Source organism: Mucilaginibacter ginkgonis (assembly GCF_009754905.2).
GTDB classification, from domain to species: domain Bacteria; phylum Bacteroidota; class Bacteroidia; order Sphingobacteriales; family Sphingobacteriaceae; genus Mucilaginibacter; species Mucilaginibacter ginkgonis.
Map to the genome: position 1 here is coordinate 3,437,977 of NZ_CP066775.1, position 16,058 is coordinate 3,454,034.

At 44.6% G+C, this 16,058-nt stretch carries 17 protein-coding genes and 1 tRNA gene; 10 read left to right on the forward strand and 8 right to left on the reverse strand.

The features are described 5' to 3' along the window. The first annotated feature begins 20 nt into the window (after nucleotides 1–20). Nucleotides 21–1,073 carry a DUF3078 domain-containing protein gene (locus GO620_RS15920; RefSeq protein WP_157524761.1) on the forward strand — a complete coding sequence of 351 codons (1,053 nt, stop codon included), beginning with the start codon at nucleotides 21–23 and terminating at the stop codon, nucleotides 1,071–1,073. Here GO620_RS15920 and GO620_RS15925 read toward each other — a convergent pair whose 3' ends face one another. After that, nucleotides 1,074–3,539 carry a DUF5916 domain-containing protein gene (locus GO620_RS15925; RefSeq protein ID WP_244139428.1) on the reverse strand — a complete coding sequence of 822 codons (2,466 nt, stop codon included), beginning with the start codon at nucleotides 3,537–3,539 and terminating at the stop codon, nucleotides 1,074–1,076. It lies immediately after the preceding gene. 138 nt (nucleotides 3,540–3,677) lie between these two features. Here GO620_RS15925 and ffh point away from each other — a divergent pair, with 138 nt between their 5' ends. Then, entirely contained in the window at nucleotides 3,678–5,006 is a 1,329-nt protein-coding gene (ffh, locus tag GO620_RS15930) for a signal recognition particle protein (protein ID WP_157524765.1), read from the forward strand. 128 nt (nucleotides 5,007–5,134) lie between these two features. Here the strand turns inward: ffh and GO620_RS15935 are convergent, their stop codons facing one another. After that, on the reverse strand, nucleotides 5,135–6,130 hold the full coding sequence (locus tag GO620_RS15935) for a zinc-binding dehydrogenase (protein WP_157524766.1): 996 nt from the start codon (nucleotides 6,128–6,130) through the stop codon (nucleotides 5,135–5,137). Between GO620_RS15935 and GO620_RS15940 the strand changes: the two genes are divergently transcribed. From GO620_RS15940 to mtgA, 5 genes are all read left to right on the forward strand, one after another. Continuing rightward, on the forward strand, nucleotides 6,120–6,314 hold the full coding sequence (locus GO620_RS15940; RefSeq protein ID WP_157524767.1) for a hypothetical protein: 195 nt from the start codon (nucleotides 6,120–6,122) through the stop codon (nucleotides 6,312–6,314). The genes GO620_RS15935 and GO620_RS15940 overlap by 11 nt on opposite strands. Before the next feature lie 291 nt (nucleotides 6,315–6,605). After that, nucleotides 6,606–6,968 carry a 30S ribosomal protein S6 gene (gene rpsF, locus GO620_RS15945; protein WP_157524768.1) on the forward strand — a complete coding sequence of 121 codons (363 nt, stop codon included), beginning with the start codon at nucleotides 6,606–6,608 and terminating at the stop codon, nucleotides 6,966–6,968. After that, on the forward strand, nucleotides 6,968–7,228 hold the full coding sequence (gene rpsR, locus GO620_RS15950; protein WP_157524770.1) for a 30S ribosomal protein S18: 261 nt from the start codon (nucleotides 6,968–6,970) through the stop codon (nucleotides 7,226–7,228). Before rpsF ends, rpsR begins: the two co-directional genes overlap by 1 nt. A gap of 16 nt (nucleotides 7,229–7,244) precedes the next feature. Beyond that, entirely contained in the window at nucleotides 7,245–7,688 is a 444-nt protein-coding gene (gene rplI / locus GO620_RS15955; protein ID WP_157524772.1) for a 50S ribosomal protein L9, read from the forward strand. Nucleotides 7,689–7,848: 160 nt separating this feature from the next. Continuing rightward, nucleotides 7,849–8,544 carry a monofunctional biosynthetic peptidoglycan transglycosylase gene (mtgA, locus tag GO620_RS15960; RefSeq protein WP_157524774.1) on the forward strand — a complete coding sequence of 232 codons (696 nt, stop codon included), beginning with the start codon at nucleotides 7,849–7,851 and terminating at the stop codon, nucleotides 8,542–8,544. A gap of 404 nt (nucleotides 8,545–8,948) precedes the next feature. Here mtgA and GO620_RS15965 read toward each other — a convergent pair whose 3' ends face one another. Genes GO620_RS15965 through GO620_RS15975 form a run of 3 tightly spaced genes read right to left on the reverse strand, consistent with a single transcriptional unit; the run spans nucleotide 8,949 to nucleotide 10,199 of the window. Then, a complete protein-coding gene (locus GO620_RS15965) occupies nucleotides 8,949–9,422 on the reverse strand; it encodes an OsmC family protein (RefSeq protein WP_157524776.1) in 474 nt (157 codons plus the stop codon). A 1-nt stretch (nucleotide 9,423) separates the two neighbouring features. After that, nucleotides 9,424–9,711 (reverse strand): YciI family protein, encoded by a 288-nt coding sequence (locus tag GO620_RS15970; protein WP_157524778.1) that lies wholly within the window; start codon nucleotides 9,709–9,711, stop codon nucleotides 9,424–9,426. Between the two features lie 2 nt (nucleotides 9,712–9,713). After that, nucleotides 9,714–10,199, reverse strand: coding sequence for an ABC transporter ATPase (locus GO620_RS15975; RefSeq protein WP_157524780.1), 486 nt, complete (start codon nucleotides 10,197–10,199; stop codon nucleotides 9,714–9,716). A 48-nt stretch (nucleotides 10,200–10,247) separates the two neighbouring features. On the opposite strand from GO620_RS15975, the gene GO620_RS15980 reads away from it, so the two are divergent. Then, nucleotides 10,248–10,727, forward strand: coding sequence for a hypothetical protein (locus GO620_RS15980; protein ID WP_157524782.1), 480 nt, complete (start codon nucleotides 10,248–10,250; stop codon nucleotides 10,725–10,727). Here the strand turns inward: GO620_RS15980 and GO620_RS15985 are convergent, their stop codons facing one another. Together GO620_RS15985 and GO620_RS15990 are read right to left on the reverse strand one after the other, a co-directional pair. Further along, nucleotides 10,728–11,495 carry a (Fe-S)-binding protein gene (locus GO620_RS15985; protein ID WP_244139497.1) on the reverse strand — a complete coding sequence of 256 codons (768 nt, stop codon included), beginning with the start codon at nucleotides 11,493–11,495 and terminating at the stop codon, nucleotides 10,728–10,730. Nucleotides 11,496–11,603: 108 nt separating this feature from the next. Continuing rightward, complete coding sequence (locus GO620_RS15990) at nucleotides 11,604–12,899, reverse strand: (Fe-S)-binding protein (protein ID WP_157524786.1); 1,296 nt, start codon at nucleotides 12,897–12,899, stop codon at nucleotides 11,604–11,606. Nucleotides 12,900–13,043: 144 nt separating this feature from the next. Between GO620_RS15990 and GO620_RS15995 the strand changes: the two genes are divergently transcribed. Further along, nucleotides 13,044–13,116 (forward strand) — tRNA-Phe (locus tag GO620_RS15995). Between the two features lie 157 nt (nucleotides 13,117–13,273). After that, nucleotides 13,274–15,508 (forward strand): FG-GAP-like repeat-containing protein, encoded by a 2,235-nt coding sequence (locus GO620_RS16000; RefSeq protein WP_157524788.1) that lies wholly within the window; start codon nucleotides 13,274–13,276, stop codon nucleotides 15,506–15,508. A 41-nt stretch (nucleotides 15,509–15,549) separates the two neighbouring features. Here GO620_RS16000 and GO620_RS16005 read toward each other — a convergent pair whose 3' ends face one another. Further along, a complete protein-coding gene (locus GO620_RS16005; protein ID WP_157524790.1) occupies nucleotides 15,550–15,969 on the reverse strand; it encodes an acyl-CoA thioesterase in 420 nt (139 codons plus the stop codon). Nucleotides 15,970–16,058 lie beyond the last annotated feature (89 nt).

Consider the following 16,058-nt stretch of genomic DNA (forward strand, 5'->3'; position numbering starts at 1 on the left):
TTTTGCGTTTCTTTGCCTTAATGTTAAAAAGTACTGCCTTACTTTTTGTTGTTCTGTGTTTTTTCTCAATTAAAACTAACGCCCAGATTGCGGATAGTCTTCGCCGGGCAGATAGTTTGCGCGTTGTGGATAGCCTGAAGCGTGTCGACACGGTCAAGATAGACACCAACTTGCTCAACAGGTACCGTATCAATATTAGCAAGTTCAGGTTGCCAATACCTGTAAAGCCCTTCAAGGTAGAACCCAACCTCATTCCTGTTTCGCTGCTTGACTACAAAGTTTCCTATTGGCGCAAATGGATAATTTTTGGCTTAAACTTTAACCAGGCGGCTTTTAGCGACAATTGGGCTGCCGGCGGTGTAAACTCCCTTGCACTTAGCGGCAACTTTGACTACAAAACAGAGTATCAAAAGGGGTCTTTTGATTATACCGGCGAACTGCTATTGCTTTATGGCCGCGCGCGCAACGCGGGCAGTGAGAGCCGCAAAACAAACGACAGGATATTTTTTGATAACAAGTTCTCATCGCAACTGTCAAAAACGTGGTTCTTTTTCGGTTCTGTAAGCTTTGAATCGCAATTTGATAAAGGCTTTACCTATTTTGATGACGGCGTAACACCTCCCGCCCTCATTTCGCGTTTCATGGCTCCCGGCTATCTTACAGAATCTGTCGGTGTGGAATATAAACCCAGTAAGGTTTTCGATCTGCGTTTAGGCACCGGTACTGCCAGGCAAACTTTCGTGTTAGATACTACCATTTATCATAATCAGCCTGCTAATTACGGTGTTACGCCGGGTAAGACTTTTTTAAATGAACTGGCTTTTCAGGCTGTGGCTATTTTTGACAAGAACATTGCTACCAATATGCACCTTAACACCCGGTATACCTTGTTCATCCCGTACGCCCGGTTACCCGAGAATATTGACCATCGCCTGGATGTGGTGCTTACAGCAAATGTTAACAAGCTGATCGCTGTAACAATAAACGGAACTGCGCTTTACGATAAAAATACATCAGAACGGATACAGGCTTCAGAGAGTTTAGCTTTGGGCGTGATCTATAAATTCCCCTGATCAGGAATGTTTCCTTTTGCGCAGATCCTGGTAGTCTATATAATAAAGCACCTTAACGGAAAAGTTATTGTTTGATGGGGCGGTGAAGGTGTCACCTAAATTAGAAAAGTAATTGTTTCTGAGGTTGAGGATATTTGTCAAAGACGAATTCTTGTAAGAGATGCTTAGTTCGCTGCCCGGCGAAAATACCCACGAGTACAGCATATCAACATTCCAGATGTTATAGTTCTGGTTTACGTTATGATTGAATTTGGCTAGGCCGATTTCGGTAAGGTTGCCATCTGAAGCCAGGTTCAAAAATTGCTTGTTATCCAGTTTAGACCAGTAATGCCGTGCCCTTAATGTAATGCCCATGGTGCTGGTAAAGGTGTATTTCACCTTAAAAATATTTTGGATAGTTTGTACGTTGCGCAAAGCAAAAATTGGATTTGTGCCCTCAGAATCAAGCGTAGCGAAACCGGTATTGTTGACCCGCGGACTGTAAGTAACATCCTGCCCAAAGGAGAAGTGATTGTTTACCCTGTAAGAATAGTATAATCGCGCATCGTAACCGTACGCACCGTACGTATTAAACGCACGATAAAAATATTGCATGCCGCCGGATAATCTCTTAGCAGCGTTGGTCCTTAACGTGATGCCTGTTCCCTGGCTTGCCGGTTGTATAAACATCAAGTTTGCTACCCTGGGCTCATAAAAATCATTGCCCGCGGCTTTTATACTCAAATCTAAATAGGCCTGCAATTGATTTTTGAACGTCAGCCCCAGCTCATTAAAGTAGTTGAAGTTTTGGTAGGCAGTTGGCAAGTACCTGCGCGAATAATATAGCTCTGTGTAAATGTACCAGCTCGTAAAATATTTTTTCGGATGGTAATTGCTATAGATAAACTGCAGGTCGTGGTCCAGGAAATTGTTGTTAAACAAGATGCCCAGATCATTAGGGCTAAACTTGCTATCGACAAGGTCCTGCTTAAATGTCCAGGTGAAGTTTCCTAAGGTTTTCGCTGCGCCAAGTTCATAAGCATATCCCGTCGATGTATGGTCAGGATAAAAAAGGTTGCTCATCTTGCCGAAACCGCTAAAATTGTATGAGTTCTTTTTGTTATTAAGGCTGAACAGGAACGCGCTTACATCGGCATTATAATCCTTGCCAAAACGGTTAACATTGGTATTGATAAGCGTAACCGACGAATTATTCTTCAGGTTCTGATCAAGTACGATGATATTATAATTTGCCAACGGACTTGTTTGCACCAGGCGTGTGTTGCCTGTAACCGTGTCTTGTACAACAGCATTTGTGGTGCCCGTAATGGCGTTAAACACACCGATACCCAAACCTTTAGCTGTGCGCCCGGAAAATTTGATGGCATTATACAATTTCGTTTCCGAAGGGTTACTCAGCACAGCCTCATTCTTGCCCAGGTTGTTATAAGCAGTATTATAGTCTATAGGCTGGCCGCCAATTCTTCGGGAGTAAAATAGGTTGCCCTTGTTAAACAACTCTGTGCCTTCAGTAAAAAAGGGCCTGTTCTCTGCATACTTCACTTCGAAGGGCGTAAGGTTCAAGATCCTGTTGTCAGACTGTACCTGGCTAAAATCGGGGATGAGCGTTAAGTCGAGCGTGAAGGCAGCGTTGATGCCGTATTTGATGTCCATGCCACCACCGATAGAGCTGGTGGTGTTTTTTATGCCTGCCGTATTATAGGGATAATGATTTACGAAAGCTGAAGCGTAGGGGTAAAAGCCGAGACGTACAGGAGGGTGTATTTTCTGGATGTTGGTCATCTCGCCTTCCTGGTTGATGAAGCCGTTTTTTTTTGGGTCGATGTCGTTCCAGAATAATTGCTGTTGATTGGCAAAGCGCCTGCGGCGGATCAGGTTCATGCCCCAGGTTTGCACATCTTTTTCAGAAAAACGCAAAGCTGAGTAGGGGATACGCATTTCGCAGGTCCAGCCCTGGCTGTCTATTTTTGTGGCGCTGTACCAAACGGCGTTCCATGATGGGTCTTCATTTCCCTGCTGCGAATATTTGGCATCGAATTGCACGCCCGAAGAAGAAACAATAAACCCGCTGGCGTTGATGCGGTCAAGATAGGTATCCAAAAATATCCCGAAAATATCCGCATTGGCGATGCTGTCGCGGGCGGATAACTCGGCTGCTACAGCCGACATCGATTTCTCGTACATGCGCGCGGCAACGTAGACAGCCTTATCATCGTACATGATCTTCACCTCGGTACGTTCGTCATGCGCTTCGTGAACGCCGGCACTAGGCTGTAGCTGTACAAAGTCGGTAGCTATTGGAATATTTTTCCAAGCCTCATCGTCTAAAACACCATCAATTTTAGGCACAAGCGAAGTTTTCACGGCAGCATACTTTCTATTGCCTGTTTGGGCAAAAGCCGCTGCTATAAAAAGTGTCAGCAAAAAAGTGAGAGATATTTTCAGCTTCATGGACAATGTGTCCATAAGATGCTTTTGCGAATGAGAAAGTTACAGCGTGCGTAAAATTTAACATCTGAGGCGTCCCCGACACTGGCTGCGTTACAGGTTGATTTAAAATGATAACTTTGCAAGCCAAAAATTAGTGAATTAGGGTTCTAGGATATGTTTGAAAATCTTTCGGATAAGCTCGACAGGGCGTTTAAGGTATTAAAAGGTCAGGGTACTATTAGCGAGATCAACGTGGCAGAGACCATGAAAGAGATCCGCAAGGCATTGCTTGATGCCGACGTTAACTATAAAACCGCAAAGGCCTTTACAGATGACGTCAAACAAAAGGCTTTGGGCCAAAACGTACTTACCTCCATATCGCCGGGCCAGTTGCTTACCAAGATCATGAACGATGAGTTGACCGAACTGATGGGCGGCAGCACGGCAGAACTTGAGCTTAAATCATCACCAACCATTATACTTATAGCCGGCCTTAACGGTGCAGGTAAAACCACCTTTACCGGTAAACTGGCTAATTATCTTAAAACGCAGTTAAAAAAGAAGCCGCTACTGGTTGCTGATGATATTTACCGCCCTGCAGCGATAGATCAATTAGAAGTTTTAGGTGGCCAGATTGGCGTGCCGGTTTACGCCAACCGCGAATCTAAAGACCCAGTTGCCATTGCGCTCGAAGGTATTGCTAAAGCGAAGCAAGATGGTAACAACGTAGTGATCATTGATACTGCCGGCCGTTTAGCTGTTGACGAAGCCATGATGCAGGAGATAGAGCGCGTTAAGGCTGCCACTAACCCGCACGAGATATTATTTGTGGTTGATGCCATGACAGGGCAGGATGCCGTAAACACTGCAAAAGTATTTAACGACCGCCTTGACTTTACCGGCGCGGTGTTAACCAAACTAGATGGCGATACACGTGGTGGTGCTGCATTGTCTATTAAATCTGTCGTTAACAAACCAATTAAGTTTATTGGTACCGGCGAAAAGATGGAAGCGCTTGACGTTTTCCACCCCGACCGTATGGCTTCGCGTATCCTTGGTATGGGCGACGTGGTTTCTTTGGTTGAGCGCGCCCAACAGCAATTCGACGAGAAACAAGCAGCCGAGCTTCAGAAGAAGATCCGTAAGAACAAGTTCGACTTTAACGATTTCTACGGTCAGATACAGCAGATCAAAAAAATGGGTAACATGAAAGATCTGATGGGTATGATACCGGGCGTAGGTAAAATGATGAAAGATGTTGAAGTTGACGATAACGCGTTCAAAGCAATTGAAGCTATCATTAATTCAATGACGCCATTCGAAAAGGAAAACCCTGACAGTATCAATCAAAGCCGTCGCGTACGTATATCAAAAGGATCGGGTACAGACTTAACAGAAGTTAACCGCCTGATAAAACAGTTTGAAGATATGCGTAAAGTGATGAAGCAAATGAGCAACCCGGCTGCTATGGCGAATATGATGCGTAGGATGCCGAAGATGTAACGAACGGGGATACCACCTATTTGTCATTGCGAGGAGCGCAGAGACGCGGCAATCTTTAAGGACATTAATTTATGCTCGGATTGCCACACCAACTTCGTTGGTTCGCAATGACATATTGGTTCGCAATTTTAAACAGTCAACACCAATTTCCCAAACTGGCTTAACTCCTTCATTTTGTCAAAAGCTTTCGCTGCATCTTTAAGCGCAAATACCTCATCAACAACAGGTATAATCTTATGGTCGTTTACCATTTGCAGTAGGCCTTCAAAATCCTCTTTGTTACCCATGGTGGTACCGATCAGTTGAATCTGCTTCCAGAACAACGGACGGGCATTAATAGACGGTATGTTTCCTGCCGTACCGCCGAAGAAAACGATACGCGCTCCCGGATTGCATAAGCCTATCACTTTTTCAAAATCATCGCCAAGGGCGCTGTCTATCACCACGTCGAAACCGCCCGCAAGATGTTTCAACTCTTCGGCCCAATCCTGCGCTTTATAGTTCACGCCTGCTGCCGCACCTAGTTTGCGGGCTTGTTTTATTTTGTCGCCACTGCCAGATGTGACGAAAACCTTACAGCCCGCGGCAACAGCTAACTGCAAAGCGACGCTGCCGGTACCTGCGCCCACGCCGACTATTAAAACCCTGTCGCCTGATTTAGCGCGGGCTTTGGTGAATAAAGCGCGATAAACCGTCAGCCCGGCTAAGGGCAATGCGGCTGTTTGTTCCCAGTTGAGGTGGACCGGTTTGTCATACAGATTGTCGACCTTAACTTTTACATACTGCGCAAAAGTGCCGTTATCCGGCAAACCTAATATTTTAAAGTCTTTGGATTGGTATTCGGGGTGGTCGCCCCAGTCATTACCCGGATTGATGATCACTTCTTTGCCTATCCAATTCTTGTCTTTCTCGTCGGCAACTTCGGTAACGATACCAGCACCGTCCGACCCTAAAATAGAAGGGTATTTTATTCCTGCATATTTGCCAATGGTGATCCAGAAGTCACGGCGGTTTAACGCCGCAGCTTTAACCTGGACCAATGCTTCGCCCGGCGTAAGGTTTGGCGTTTCTACGTCTTTATAAACGATAGGGTTTTCGGCACTTTCCAGAACGATGGCTTTCATAGGGAGTTTGGGTAGCAAGTATAAAGTAAATACAAAATTAATAGATGGCGGTTTGACCTCTCCCCAACGCTCTCCAAAGGAGAGGGAATTATTTAAGGGAATTTGCGTTAGGGACAGGAGCGGCATCCTGCGCAGCAGATACAGCGGATGGCCCGACCCGAGCGAAGTGAAGGGAACGCCATAATAAACATACCCCTAACCCCTCTCGAGAGGGGAATAGCCGCTTTTTAGAACTCTTCCTCCCGGGAATGTCACACTTAGTCTGTCGAAGTGTTGAGAAGGGTTACATGACATGAGCTCGTCTTAATGATTATAGAATATTACCGTTACCCATTTACCCTTTACCTTTCAAACCGTTCACCGTTCTGCCATTTACCGTTCACCTTTCTAAGCAACGCTTTGAGAAATAAAAACTTATGCCTACATTTGCAACCCCGTTTAGAGCGGGTAAATAATTAAAAACAATAGCAACACAATGCAACAGTACGAAACCGTGATCGTTCTTACCCCGTTGTTATCAGAAGAAGTAGCTAAAGAGGCAATAGCCAAATACAGCAAACTTTTAAAAGATAACGGAGCCGAAATTGTCCAGGAGGATAATTGGGGTTTGAGAAAACTAGCGTACCCTATCCAGAAAAAATCTACAGGGTACTATCACTTAACTGAATTTAAGGCTCCGGGTGATTTAATTAACAAACTTGAAGTTGAATACAGACGTGATGAGCGCGTTTTGCGTTTCTTAACTATTGCGCTAGATAAGCATGCCATTGCTTACAATGACAAAAAACGCAGTGGTGCATTCAACAAAAAACCGGCTAAAACTGAGGAGGCAAACTAATGGCAGAGCAAATTAAATACGTTACCGCCCCTAAAGTAGAGGACAACCGTAAAAAATATTGCCGTTTTAAAAAGAATGGCATTAAATACATTGATTACAAAGACGCTAACTTCTTATTAAAATTCGTTAACGACCAAGGTAAAGTATTACCACGCCGTTTAACAGGTACGTCTTTAAAATTTCAGCGTAAGGTGGCACAAGCTGTTAAGCGTGCACGCCATATTGGTTTATTACCTTACGTTACAGATTCGTTAAAATAAACAGGAGGATTACAAAATGGACGTTATTTTAAAACAAGATGTAAAAAACCTGGGCGAAAAAGACGATATCGTTAAAGTAAAACCAGGTTATGGCCGTAACTTTTTGATCCCTCAGGGTGTAGCTATTCTGGCAACAGAATCTGCTCGTAAAGTTTTGGCAGAAAACCTTAAACAAGCACAATTTAAACAAGACAAGATCCGCAAGGATGCCGACGCGTTGGCTACTCAACTGGAGAATGTTAAATTAACTATTGGTGCTAAGGCAGGCGAGAGCGGTAAGATCTTCGGTGCGATCAACACCATCCAGGTGGCTGATGCTTTGAAGAAACAAGGCTTTGACGTTGACCGTCGCCGTATTACTTTTGACCAGGAGCCTAAGATGGTTGGTGAATACACCGCTAACTTAAACCTGCACAAAGAAGTTAAGGTTAAAGTTCCTTTCGAGGTAGTTGCTGAGTAATTAGCAAGCATTTCGAATCTCGTCCCGATAGTCATCGGGATCTTTCCGAGAGGCAGGGCTTAAATAAAATTATAGGTGTTTAGCATTTTGCTAAGCACCTTTTTTATTTTAGCACAATAAATCAAAGTCTTCCCTTCCGGGGAGATTTAGAGGGGGCTCAATGAAAGGCATAGGCCGTTTAGTATTATATTTCCTAAAGCTGTTTTTCCTGCTGTTTTTCGGCATCACCATTTTGTGGGTGGTGCTTACACGCTGGATAAATCCGCCGGTTACCTGGTTAATGATCACCCGCGGTTTTGAGCGCAAGGCCGATGGTAAAGACTGGAAAATTGACAAGAAGTGGGTAGCCTTTGATAGCATTGCCGACCCGATGAAGCGTGCAGCCGTTGCCGCCGAAGACCAGAAATTTCTGGATCACTACGGTTTTGACTTTGCAGCCATGGAGCGGGCAATTGACAACAACATGAGTAAGCACAGCCATAAATTAATTGGCGGCAGTACCATTACCCAACAGACCGCTAAAAACGTTTTTTTATGGCCGGGCCGGTCTTACGTGCGTAAAGCGTTTGAGGCTTACTTTACTATGCTGATAGAGGTATTCTGGAGCAAGCGGCGCACTATGGAAGTATACCTCAACGTTATTGAAATGGGCGACGGTATATATGGTGTGGAGGCAGCATCACAAGCTTACTTTCATGTGCACGCTGCCCAGTTAGATAAGTACAAGGCTTCGGCTATCGCGTCAATATTTCCTGACCCGCTGAAATGGTCGCCCACTAATCCCAGTACTTATGTGCGGCACCGACAATATCTGATCAGGAAGAATATGAGAAGATTGGGGCCATTGGATTTTTAAGATTAGTATTGCACTTATATTGCGCTGTGATGTTCTTCATTTGCTGAATAGTTTTTTTAATGTTACTTTTCTTGACCGTCAAGAAAAGTAACCAAAAGAACTCGCGGCTGCACCCTGTGCTACAATGGGTTTGCAGTTTTCAGGGCCTGTGATCGCCGCACAGACTGAGGCCGCATTATTCGGTGCTGTAAAGCCAGTGCCAACAATTCTCCATCTTTTAAAAGTCAGCGCGCAGCTTCGGTGATAAATATTTTGCGCTACTGAGGGCTTGTGTGATGAGGGCCTGCAAAAATATTTTGCAGGGCAAAGGCCTTGTGCGGCAAAAGAAGCCTTGCGCTGACTTGGCACTTTTGGTTCTTTTGTTGCTAAGACAAAAGAACTTATAGATTTTATAGGCTGTTTTATTAAATCCTAACCATACATTTCACTTCATGCTTCACCGGGAAGTTTACCGACCGGGCAATAAAGCACATTTCATTGGCTTTGTGGTGTAGTTCATTCGCTTTAACTACCATCGACTCATTTGCAACTGTAACAACCGGCTTTAGTAAGACTGAAGTGAAGTGCCCGCTGCCGTTAGCAGTTTCTTCCATAATACCGGTGGCCTTATCCTGGTAATCGGTTACAACAACACCGGCCGCAGAGCATAAATGCAAGTACCACAACATGTGGCAGCTTGAGAGCGACATCAGCAGCATTTCTTCCGGGTTGTAGCGGGTCGGGTCGCCCAAGAACGCCGGATCCGAGGAGCCGTTGATGACGGCTTTATTCTCTGCGGAAATGGCAAAGTTGCGATCGTAATCGCGATACCCGCTGGTACCGATGCCTTTGTTACCTGTCCAATTAGTGCTTATTGAGTAAGTATGCTGCCCAGACATATTATCTAAGCAATTCTTTAATACCAGGCTTGGCTTTAGAAACATTAAATTCTGTTACTTCAACAGTGGCCACGCCCTCTGTAACAAACGGATCTTCATTCGCGATCTTCTGCATGATCTTCAGGCTATCAGCCTGACCGATTATGATACCGCCAACGCGCGGGACTTTGCGTCCCCATATTAGAAACACATCTGCTTCATAATACTTCTCCAAAAATGCCCAATGCGCATCCATATGCTTGTCTACCTCTTCGAGCGGTTTAACGTAGGTAATGCTGATAATGAACATGATTAAGCCGGGATTAGGTTGCCAAATAGACGGGCATGCCAGCTTTCTTTGAAAGGCACTTCCCATTTCGTACGAAGCTCGTCAACGTTTTGGATGGTGTTGTTAAAGACAATGGTATCCGGCGTAATAGTACCATCTTTTACCATCTGTTCAAACTCATCACGCGACGCCGACTTGATTTTATCCACATCGCGATACGCCAGATTAAACCGGTCGAAAAAGTCGATCTGGTAGCGCTCTCCCAATTGCTTTATAAAGTTAACCGACTTATCTATGGAACAGCCGCTTGCGCCAGCCTGTGTTTCATCAACAAAAAGCAAAATAAACCTATTGTAGCGTATTTCTGCACCCGCGGCAAGTTGATTGCCATGCGCGGCCCAGCCTGCAGTAAACTGGTTAAGATACTGCTGAATTTCATTCGTTTCGGTAACGGTAAATTCGCGGTTTGCCTGGTAGACCCAAACCCTGGATTGTTGAGAAAATTCCATATCGCAAAGTTATCAAATTATTAATTTGGACTTATCGTGTCCATGACCATGCTGAAGCAAGTTTTACGCAGATACAACTACCTGTTCTACACCATTTTCATTTTGGGCGTTGGAGTATCGTTTGCATCATTTATTGTAACCCCCGATGAGCAGAAGTGGATCACCTGGGGCAATAAATGTCTGACTTACGCTTATGACCCCGCCGCCGAAGTAAAGTTAAAGAAGTGGGAGCTAACGCTTACTAGTGACGCTTTTGTTCGTTTCCGTAAAACCTACACTAATGGGAAGCAGGAGTACTATTCTTTTCAGCTGCACCGCTTTAAGGATATGGACTACCTTGGTAACGTAAATGAGGGTGTCTTAAAATTAAAGGCAAATGCAGACGACATCATCGTTCAAACCTACGACGATCCTAAAGGTAACGTAGATTCAATGGCAACTACGCTCAGCATTCCTGTAAAAAATATGGATCCCGATAGGTTAGATAGCTTAAGAAAGGCGTTGATCTATTTTAAGGAGAGGAGATAGCTACAAACCGTTTGCCTGCGCAGTTATCTCAGCGATATCCAGTACCTGTATTTCTTGTTCCTTCTCTTTGTTTTTCACACCATCGCGCAACATGGTCATGCAAAATGGGCAGGCAGAGGCTACTATATCTGCCTTAGCTTGCAGCACGTCTTCCATACGCTCAATGTTTACGTCTTTGTTGCCGCGTTCGGGTTCTTTAAACATCTGCGCTCCACCTGCGCCGCAGCACAAGCCGTTGCTGCGGCAGCGCTTCATTTCAATAAGTTCGGCATCCAGAATTTCTAATGCGCTGCGGGGTGCTTCATAAACGTTGTTGCCGCGACCCAGGTAACAAGCATCGTGATAGGTAATGCGCTTGCCTTTAAAGCTTTCGCCGCCTTCGGTTTTAAGTTTGCCTTCGTCTATCAACTGCTGTATCAGCTGCGTATGGTGGATCACCTCATAGCTTCCGCCCAATTGCGGATATTCATTTTTGATGGTATTGAAACAGTGCGGGCAGCCCGTTACTATTTTCTTGATCTCGTAAGCATTTAGTATCTCGATGTTGGTGATGGCCTGCATCTGAAACAAGAACTCATTACCGGCGCGTTTGGCCGGGTCGCCGGTACAACTTTCTTCTGTACCCAACACCGCGTAGCTGATGCCTACATGCTGCAATATTTTACAGATGCTGCGCGTAATACTTTGCGCACGCTCATCGAAACAGCCTGCGCAACCCACCCAAAACAAAATTTCAGGCGTTTTGCCTTCCGCGACCATTTCGGCCATGGTGGGAACAGTTAGGGCCTTACCCCTTCCCTCTCCAAAGGAGAGGGGGCTGTTCGCAATTTCGGATTTTATAATATTATCCATTTTATGACCTCCCCTTTAGGGGAATTAAAGGGGTTTCCAGTTAAACCTATCCGCGGCAGCGTATTTCCATGGCGCGCCGTTATTTTCAATGTTGCCGAACATGTTATTGAGACCTGTTGGCGCTTGTGACTCTTCCATTACCAGATAACGGCGCATCTCTACGATAATGTTTAGCGGGTCTATATTCACGGGGCAAGCCTCTGTGCATGCATTGCAGGTTGTGCAGGCCCATAATTCCTCGGCAGTGATATAATCATGCAATAATGTTTTCCCGTCCTGATGGTCTTTGCCATGCTTGTCAATGTTATTTCCAATTTCGGTAACACGGTCGCGGGTGTCCATCATGATCTTTCGCGGCGAAAGTAGTTTGCCCGTAATATTTGCAGGGCATACACTGGTGCACCTGCCACACTCGGTGCAGGTATAGGCATCCATCAGGTTTTTCCAAGTAAGGTCGGTAACATCTTTTGCGCCGAAACGCGATGCCTCTGCGGTTTCCGGAACGAATGATGGGTCAAGCATTGCTTTTACCTCGCCTGTTACCGATGCCATATTATTGAATTGGCCCTTAGGTGTCAGTTTTGAGTAGTACGTGTTTGGGAATGCCAGCAGGATGTGAAAATGCTTAGAGTAGGGCAGGTAATTTAAAAATACCAGGATACCGATAATATGGAACCACCAGCAGCCGCGCTCTATAATCACCAAAGCTTTAGTATCGGCAGGCAACAAAGGCGACAGCAGGTCACTTACCGGGAAACTGCCCGCCTGTAAATAATGGCCGAAATGCAATAGCTGAAGCTTGTGGTCGGCGGCATTCATGGTCAGGAACGCGGCCATGAGCAATACTTCTGTTATGAGAATATAGTTGGCATCGCCTTTTGGCCAGGCCGTCATTTCAATGCCTGTAAAACGTTTTAATCTTACAATGTTTCTCCTTGCCAGGAAAATTAGGCATGATATCAGCACCAATAATGCCAGCACCTCAAAACCGCCAATAAGCAAGCCATATAAACTGCCTAATGGTTGAGAAAAAACCCTGTGCGAACCAAATACACCATCGATCAATATTTCAAGCACCTCTATATTGATGATCACAAAGCCCACGTAAACAAATACATGCAGTAAAGCCGCAAAAGGGCGCTTAACCATTTTGCTTTGTCCAAGGGCTACACGCGCCATTGTTTTCCATCGCTCGGCAGGGTTGTCGCTTCGGTCAAGCGGCCGGCCCAATTTAATGTTACGACGTATCTTACCGGCATTACGCGTAAAAAACGCAACGGCAGCAGCAAGGATTAATAAAAACAGGATCTGGCCTATCATCAAAAGGTTTACAATGTGCTAAGTTAACTATTAGCCCCAATTTGCCAACACTAACAGATACGCGTTGATTTGTGATTTGATGAAAATTCAAAAAAAATTGAGATAAACAAAAAAAGACGCTACATTTGCAGTCCCCAAAAGGGCGGTACCATAGCTCAGATGGTAGAGCAAAGGACTGAAAATCCTTGTGTCACTGGTTCGATCCCAGTTGGTACCACAGCAACCGCAAACCTCTTAGTTATCACTAAGGGGTTTTTTTATGCCTTCTCTTCAATATAACTTTTTATAATTCAAAATTTCATCTATGAAATTGTTACCTCAATTGTTTTAATATCGTTCGCCGTGCCGTTATTTTTAGCGGATTGTACAACCCCATGCAATCGCTCGTGAAAGGCATTTGTAATAAATTTTTTATCCTGGCAGGCATAGCTGTTTTGGGCATTTTGTTCAGCTGTAAAAAATCATCGCATGAGCAAATGATCGCGATCTTGAAGCACCAGGCTGCGTTAGATGCTAATCCCAAAAATCCTTTTAATTATGAGAGTTTGCTAAAGCAAACAGACTCGCTGTTAATGTTAGCAAAAAATAAGGATAACGTTCAATTAAAGCTTACAAAGGGCCAATTATTGCTAAAAGCGGGCCGTGAACAAGACGCCGTAAACATTTATGAAAGTGTAATAAATAAGGTGCCGCCTATGTACAAAACGCAGGCACTTTCTGATATGGCAATTGCATACATGCGATTAGGCGAACGTACCAATTGTATGCAAAACCACAATGGTTCGTCCTGTATTTTCCCGATCAAAGACGGCGGGCTGCATAAAATCCAAACCGGATCGCGCAAGGCAATAGAAATTTACAAGAAACTGCTCACAGATAACCCTAAGGACTATGAGTCAAAGTGGCTGCTGAATATTGCATACATGACGCTGGGTGGTTATCCGCAAGACGTACCCGCTCAATTTCTGTTAAAAGGCCTGAACAACGATGGCGCTTATAAAGTAAAGCCATATAAGGATATGGCTGCAGACCTTGGCCTTGATATTAACGGCATGTCTGGTGGTGTTATAGTTGATGATTTTAATAATGACGGCTACCTGGACATTATTACTTCGGGCTGGGGATTGAGCGACCCAATGCATTATTTCCGAAGTAATAAAAACGGGACGTTTACAGATGTTACTAAGAATAGCGGGCTTACAGGTATCACCGGTGGACTAAATATTACCCAAACAGATTATAATAACGACGGCAACATTGATATCTACGTAATGCGTGGCGCATGGCGCGGCCAGGGGTATGGGAACCAACCAAGTTCTTTACTAAGAAATAACGGTGACGGCACCTTCACCGATGTCACCATTGAGAGCGGGTTGCTTGCGTTTCATCCTACGCAAACGTGTGCCTGGGCCGATTTTAATAACGATGGGTGGCTTGATCTTTTTGTGGGTTACGAAAATTTGGGATGGTTAGACGAGGGCGGCCCCCACCCGTGTGCGCTTTTTATAAATAACCATGATGGGACTTTCACTAATAAGGCGGCGCAGGCGCATTGCGATATGTTGATGTATGTGAAAGGTGCGGTGTCTGCTGATTTTAATAAAGATGGCTGGCCCGATATTTTTTTATCGTGCCTTGATGGTAAACGCTTACTTAAAAATAAAAGAAAGAAAGGTGAACTGGTAGATTTTGAAGACGTAACTGTTAAAGCAGGTATAAATAATACCGTGTCTAAAACCTTCAGCACTTTTTTCTTTGATTACAATAATGACGGTTGGCCCGATATCATTGCCGGGGACTTCAATAACGAAAAAAACCTTGGATATTTTGCCGGGGCAGAGGCAAGTGGAGATCAGGTACCTGGCGCTGGTTATGAAAATCTTTTTAAGAATAATGGCGACGGCACATTTACAGACGTTACAAAAAGCGCCGGCCTTGATAAAGTGGTATTTGCAATGGGTACCAATTTTGGTGACATCAATAACGACGGGTGGCCGGATATGTATTTCGGAACCGGTAACCCCAGCTTCAAATCACTTGTGCCAAATAAATTGTTCATGAACATAGATGGAAAAAAATTTGCAGATGTAACCACATCATCGCGCATCGGTAACCTGCAAAAAGGCCACGCTGTCGCGTTTGCAGATCTACGTAATACAGGCCTGCAGGATATTTTTATTGAAATGGGCGGTGCTTATAAAGGCGACTCTTATACCAGCTCATTGTATGTAAATCCCGGCCAAAATAATAATAACTGGATTAGTCTGAAGCTAGAAGGGAAAAAGGCAAATAAGGCAGCAATTGGGAGCCACATTAAAGTAACGTTTACAGAAAACGGTAAAAAGCGTTCTGTTTATAAAGACGTAAACTCCGGTGGCAGCTTCGGTTCGTCGCCGTTGCGGCAAGAAATTGGCATCGGCACGGCTAAGATCATAGATGAGATCGACATTACCTGGGCGGGCAGCAACACCTCGCAACATTTTAAAAACATCAAGCCGAATCAATATTTACATCTGGTAGAAGGCGAATCAAATTTTAAGGTGATAAAATTGAATAAGCTAACGTTTAAGTCGAAGATACAGCAGATGGGTATGTCTATGCCTATGTAGATAAATGCCCCATCAGCTTACCATTCCTGTTGGTACTACAATTATTGATCCGCCATCAGGGCGTGGTACATATCCAAAGCCGGTTGCGGTACCGGTTTAGCCAGCCGGCGGGTTTGTACGTTAAGCCAGGTGATATCGACAGTGAGTTTGGCCTTGGTTTTATTCTTATCGTCAATAAATTCATGCAGGATGGTCCATTTCAAGCCATCTTCGGATACGCTTACAATCGTCAGCTTGATATAGACGGTGTCTGTAAATTTTATCTCACGCATAAAAACGCATTCTTCGCGGAGCAGCACCGGTGCAAAATGCTGATCTTCCATTACCTTCACGGTCAGTCCGTAGTTAGCCAGTACCTCTAACCGGCATTGCGATGCCAGATCATAATAACGGCTATGCCGTAAATGGAAATTAGGGTCGAGGTCTGACCAGCGAAGCTTTATCTGATAGTTTGGTAGCATAATAAATGTGTACCGCTAAGATAGCCGGTCACTACACATAAAAATCAATAATCTGCCACGTGTTAACATTTATTGCATCCCGCTGTTAA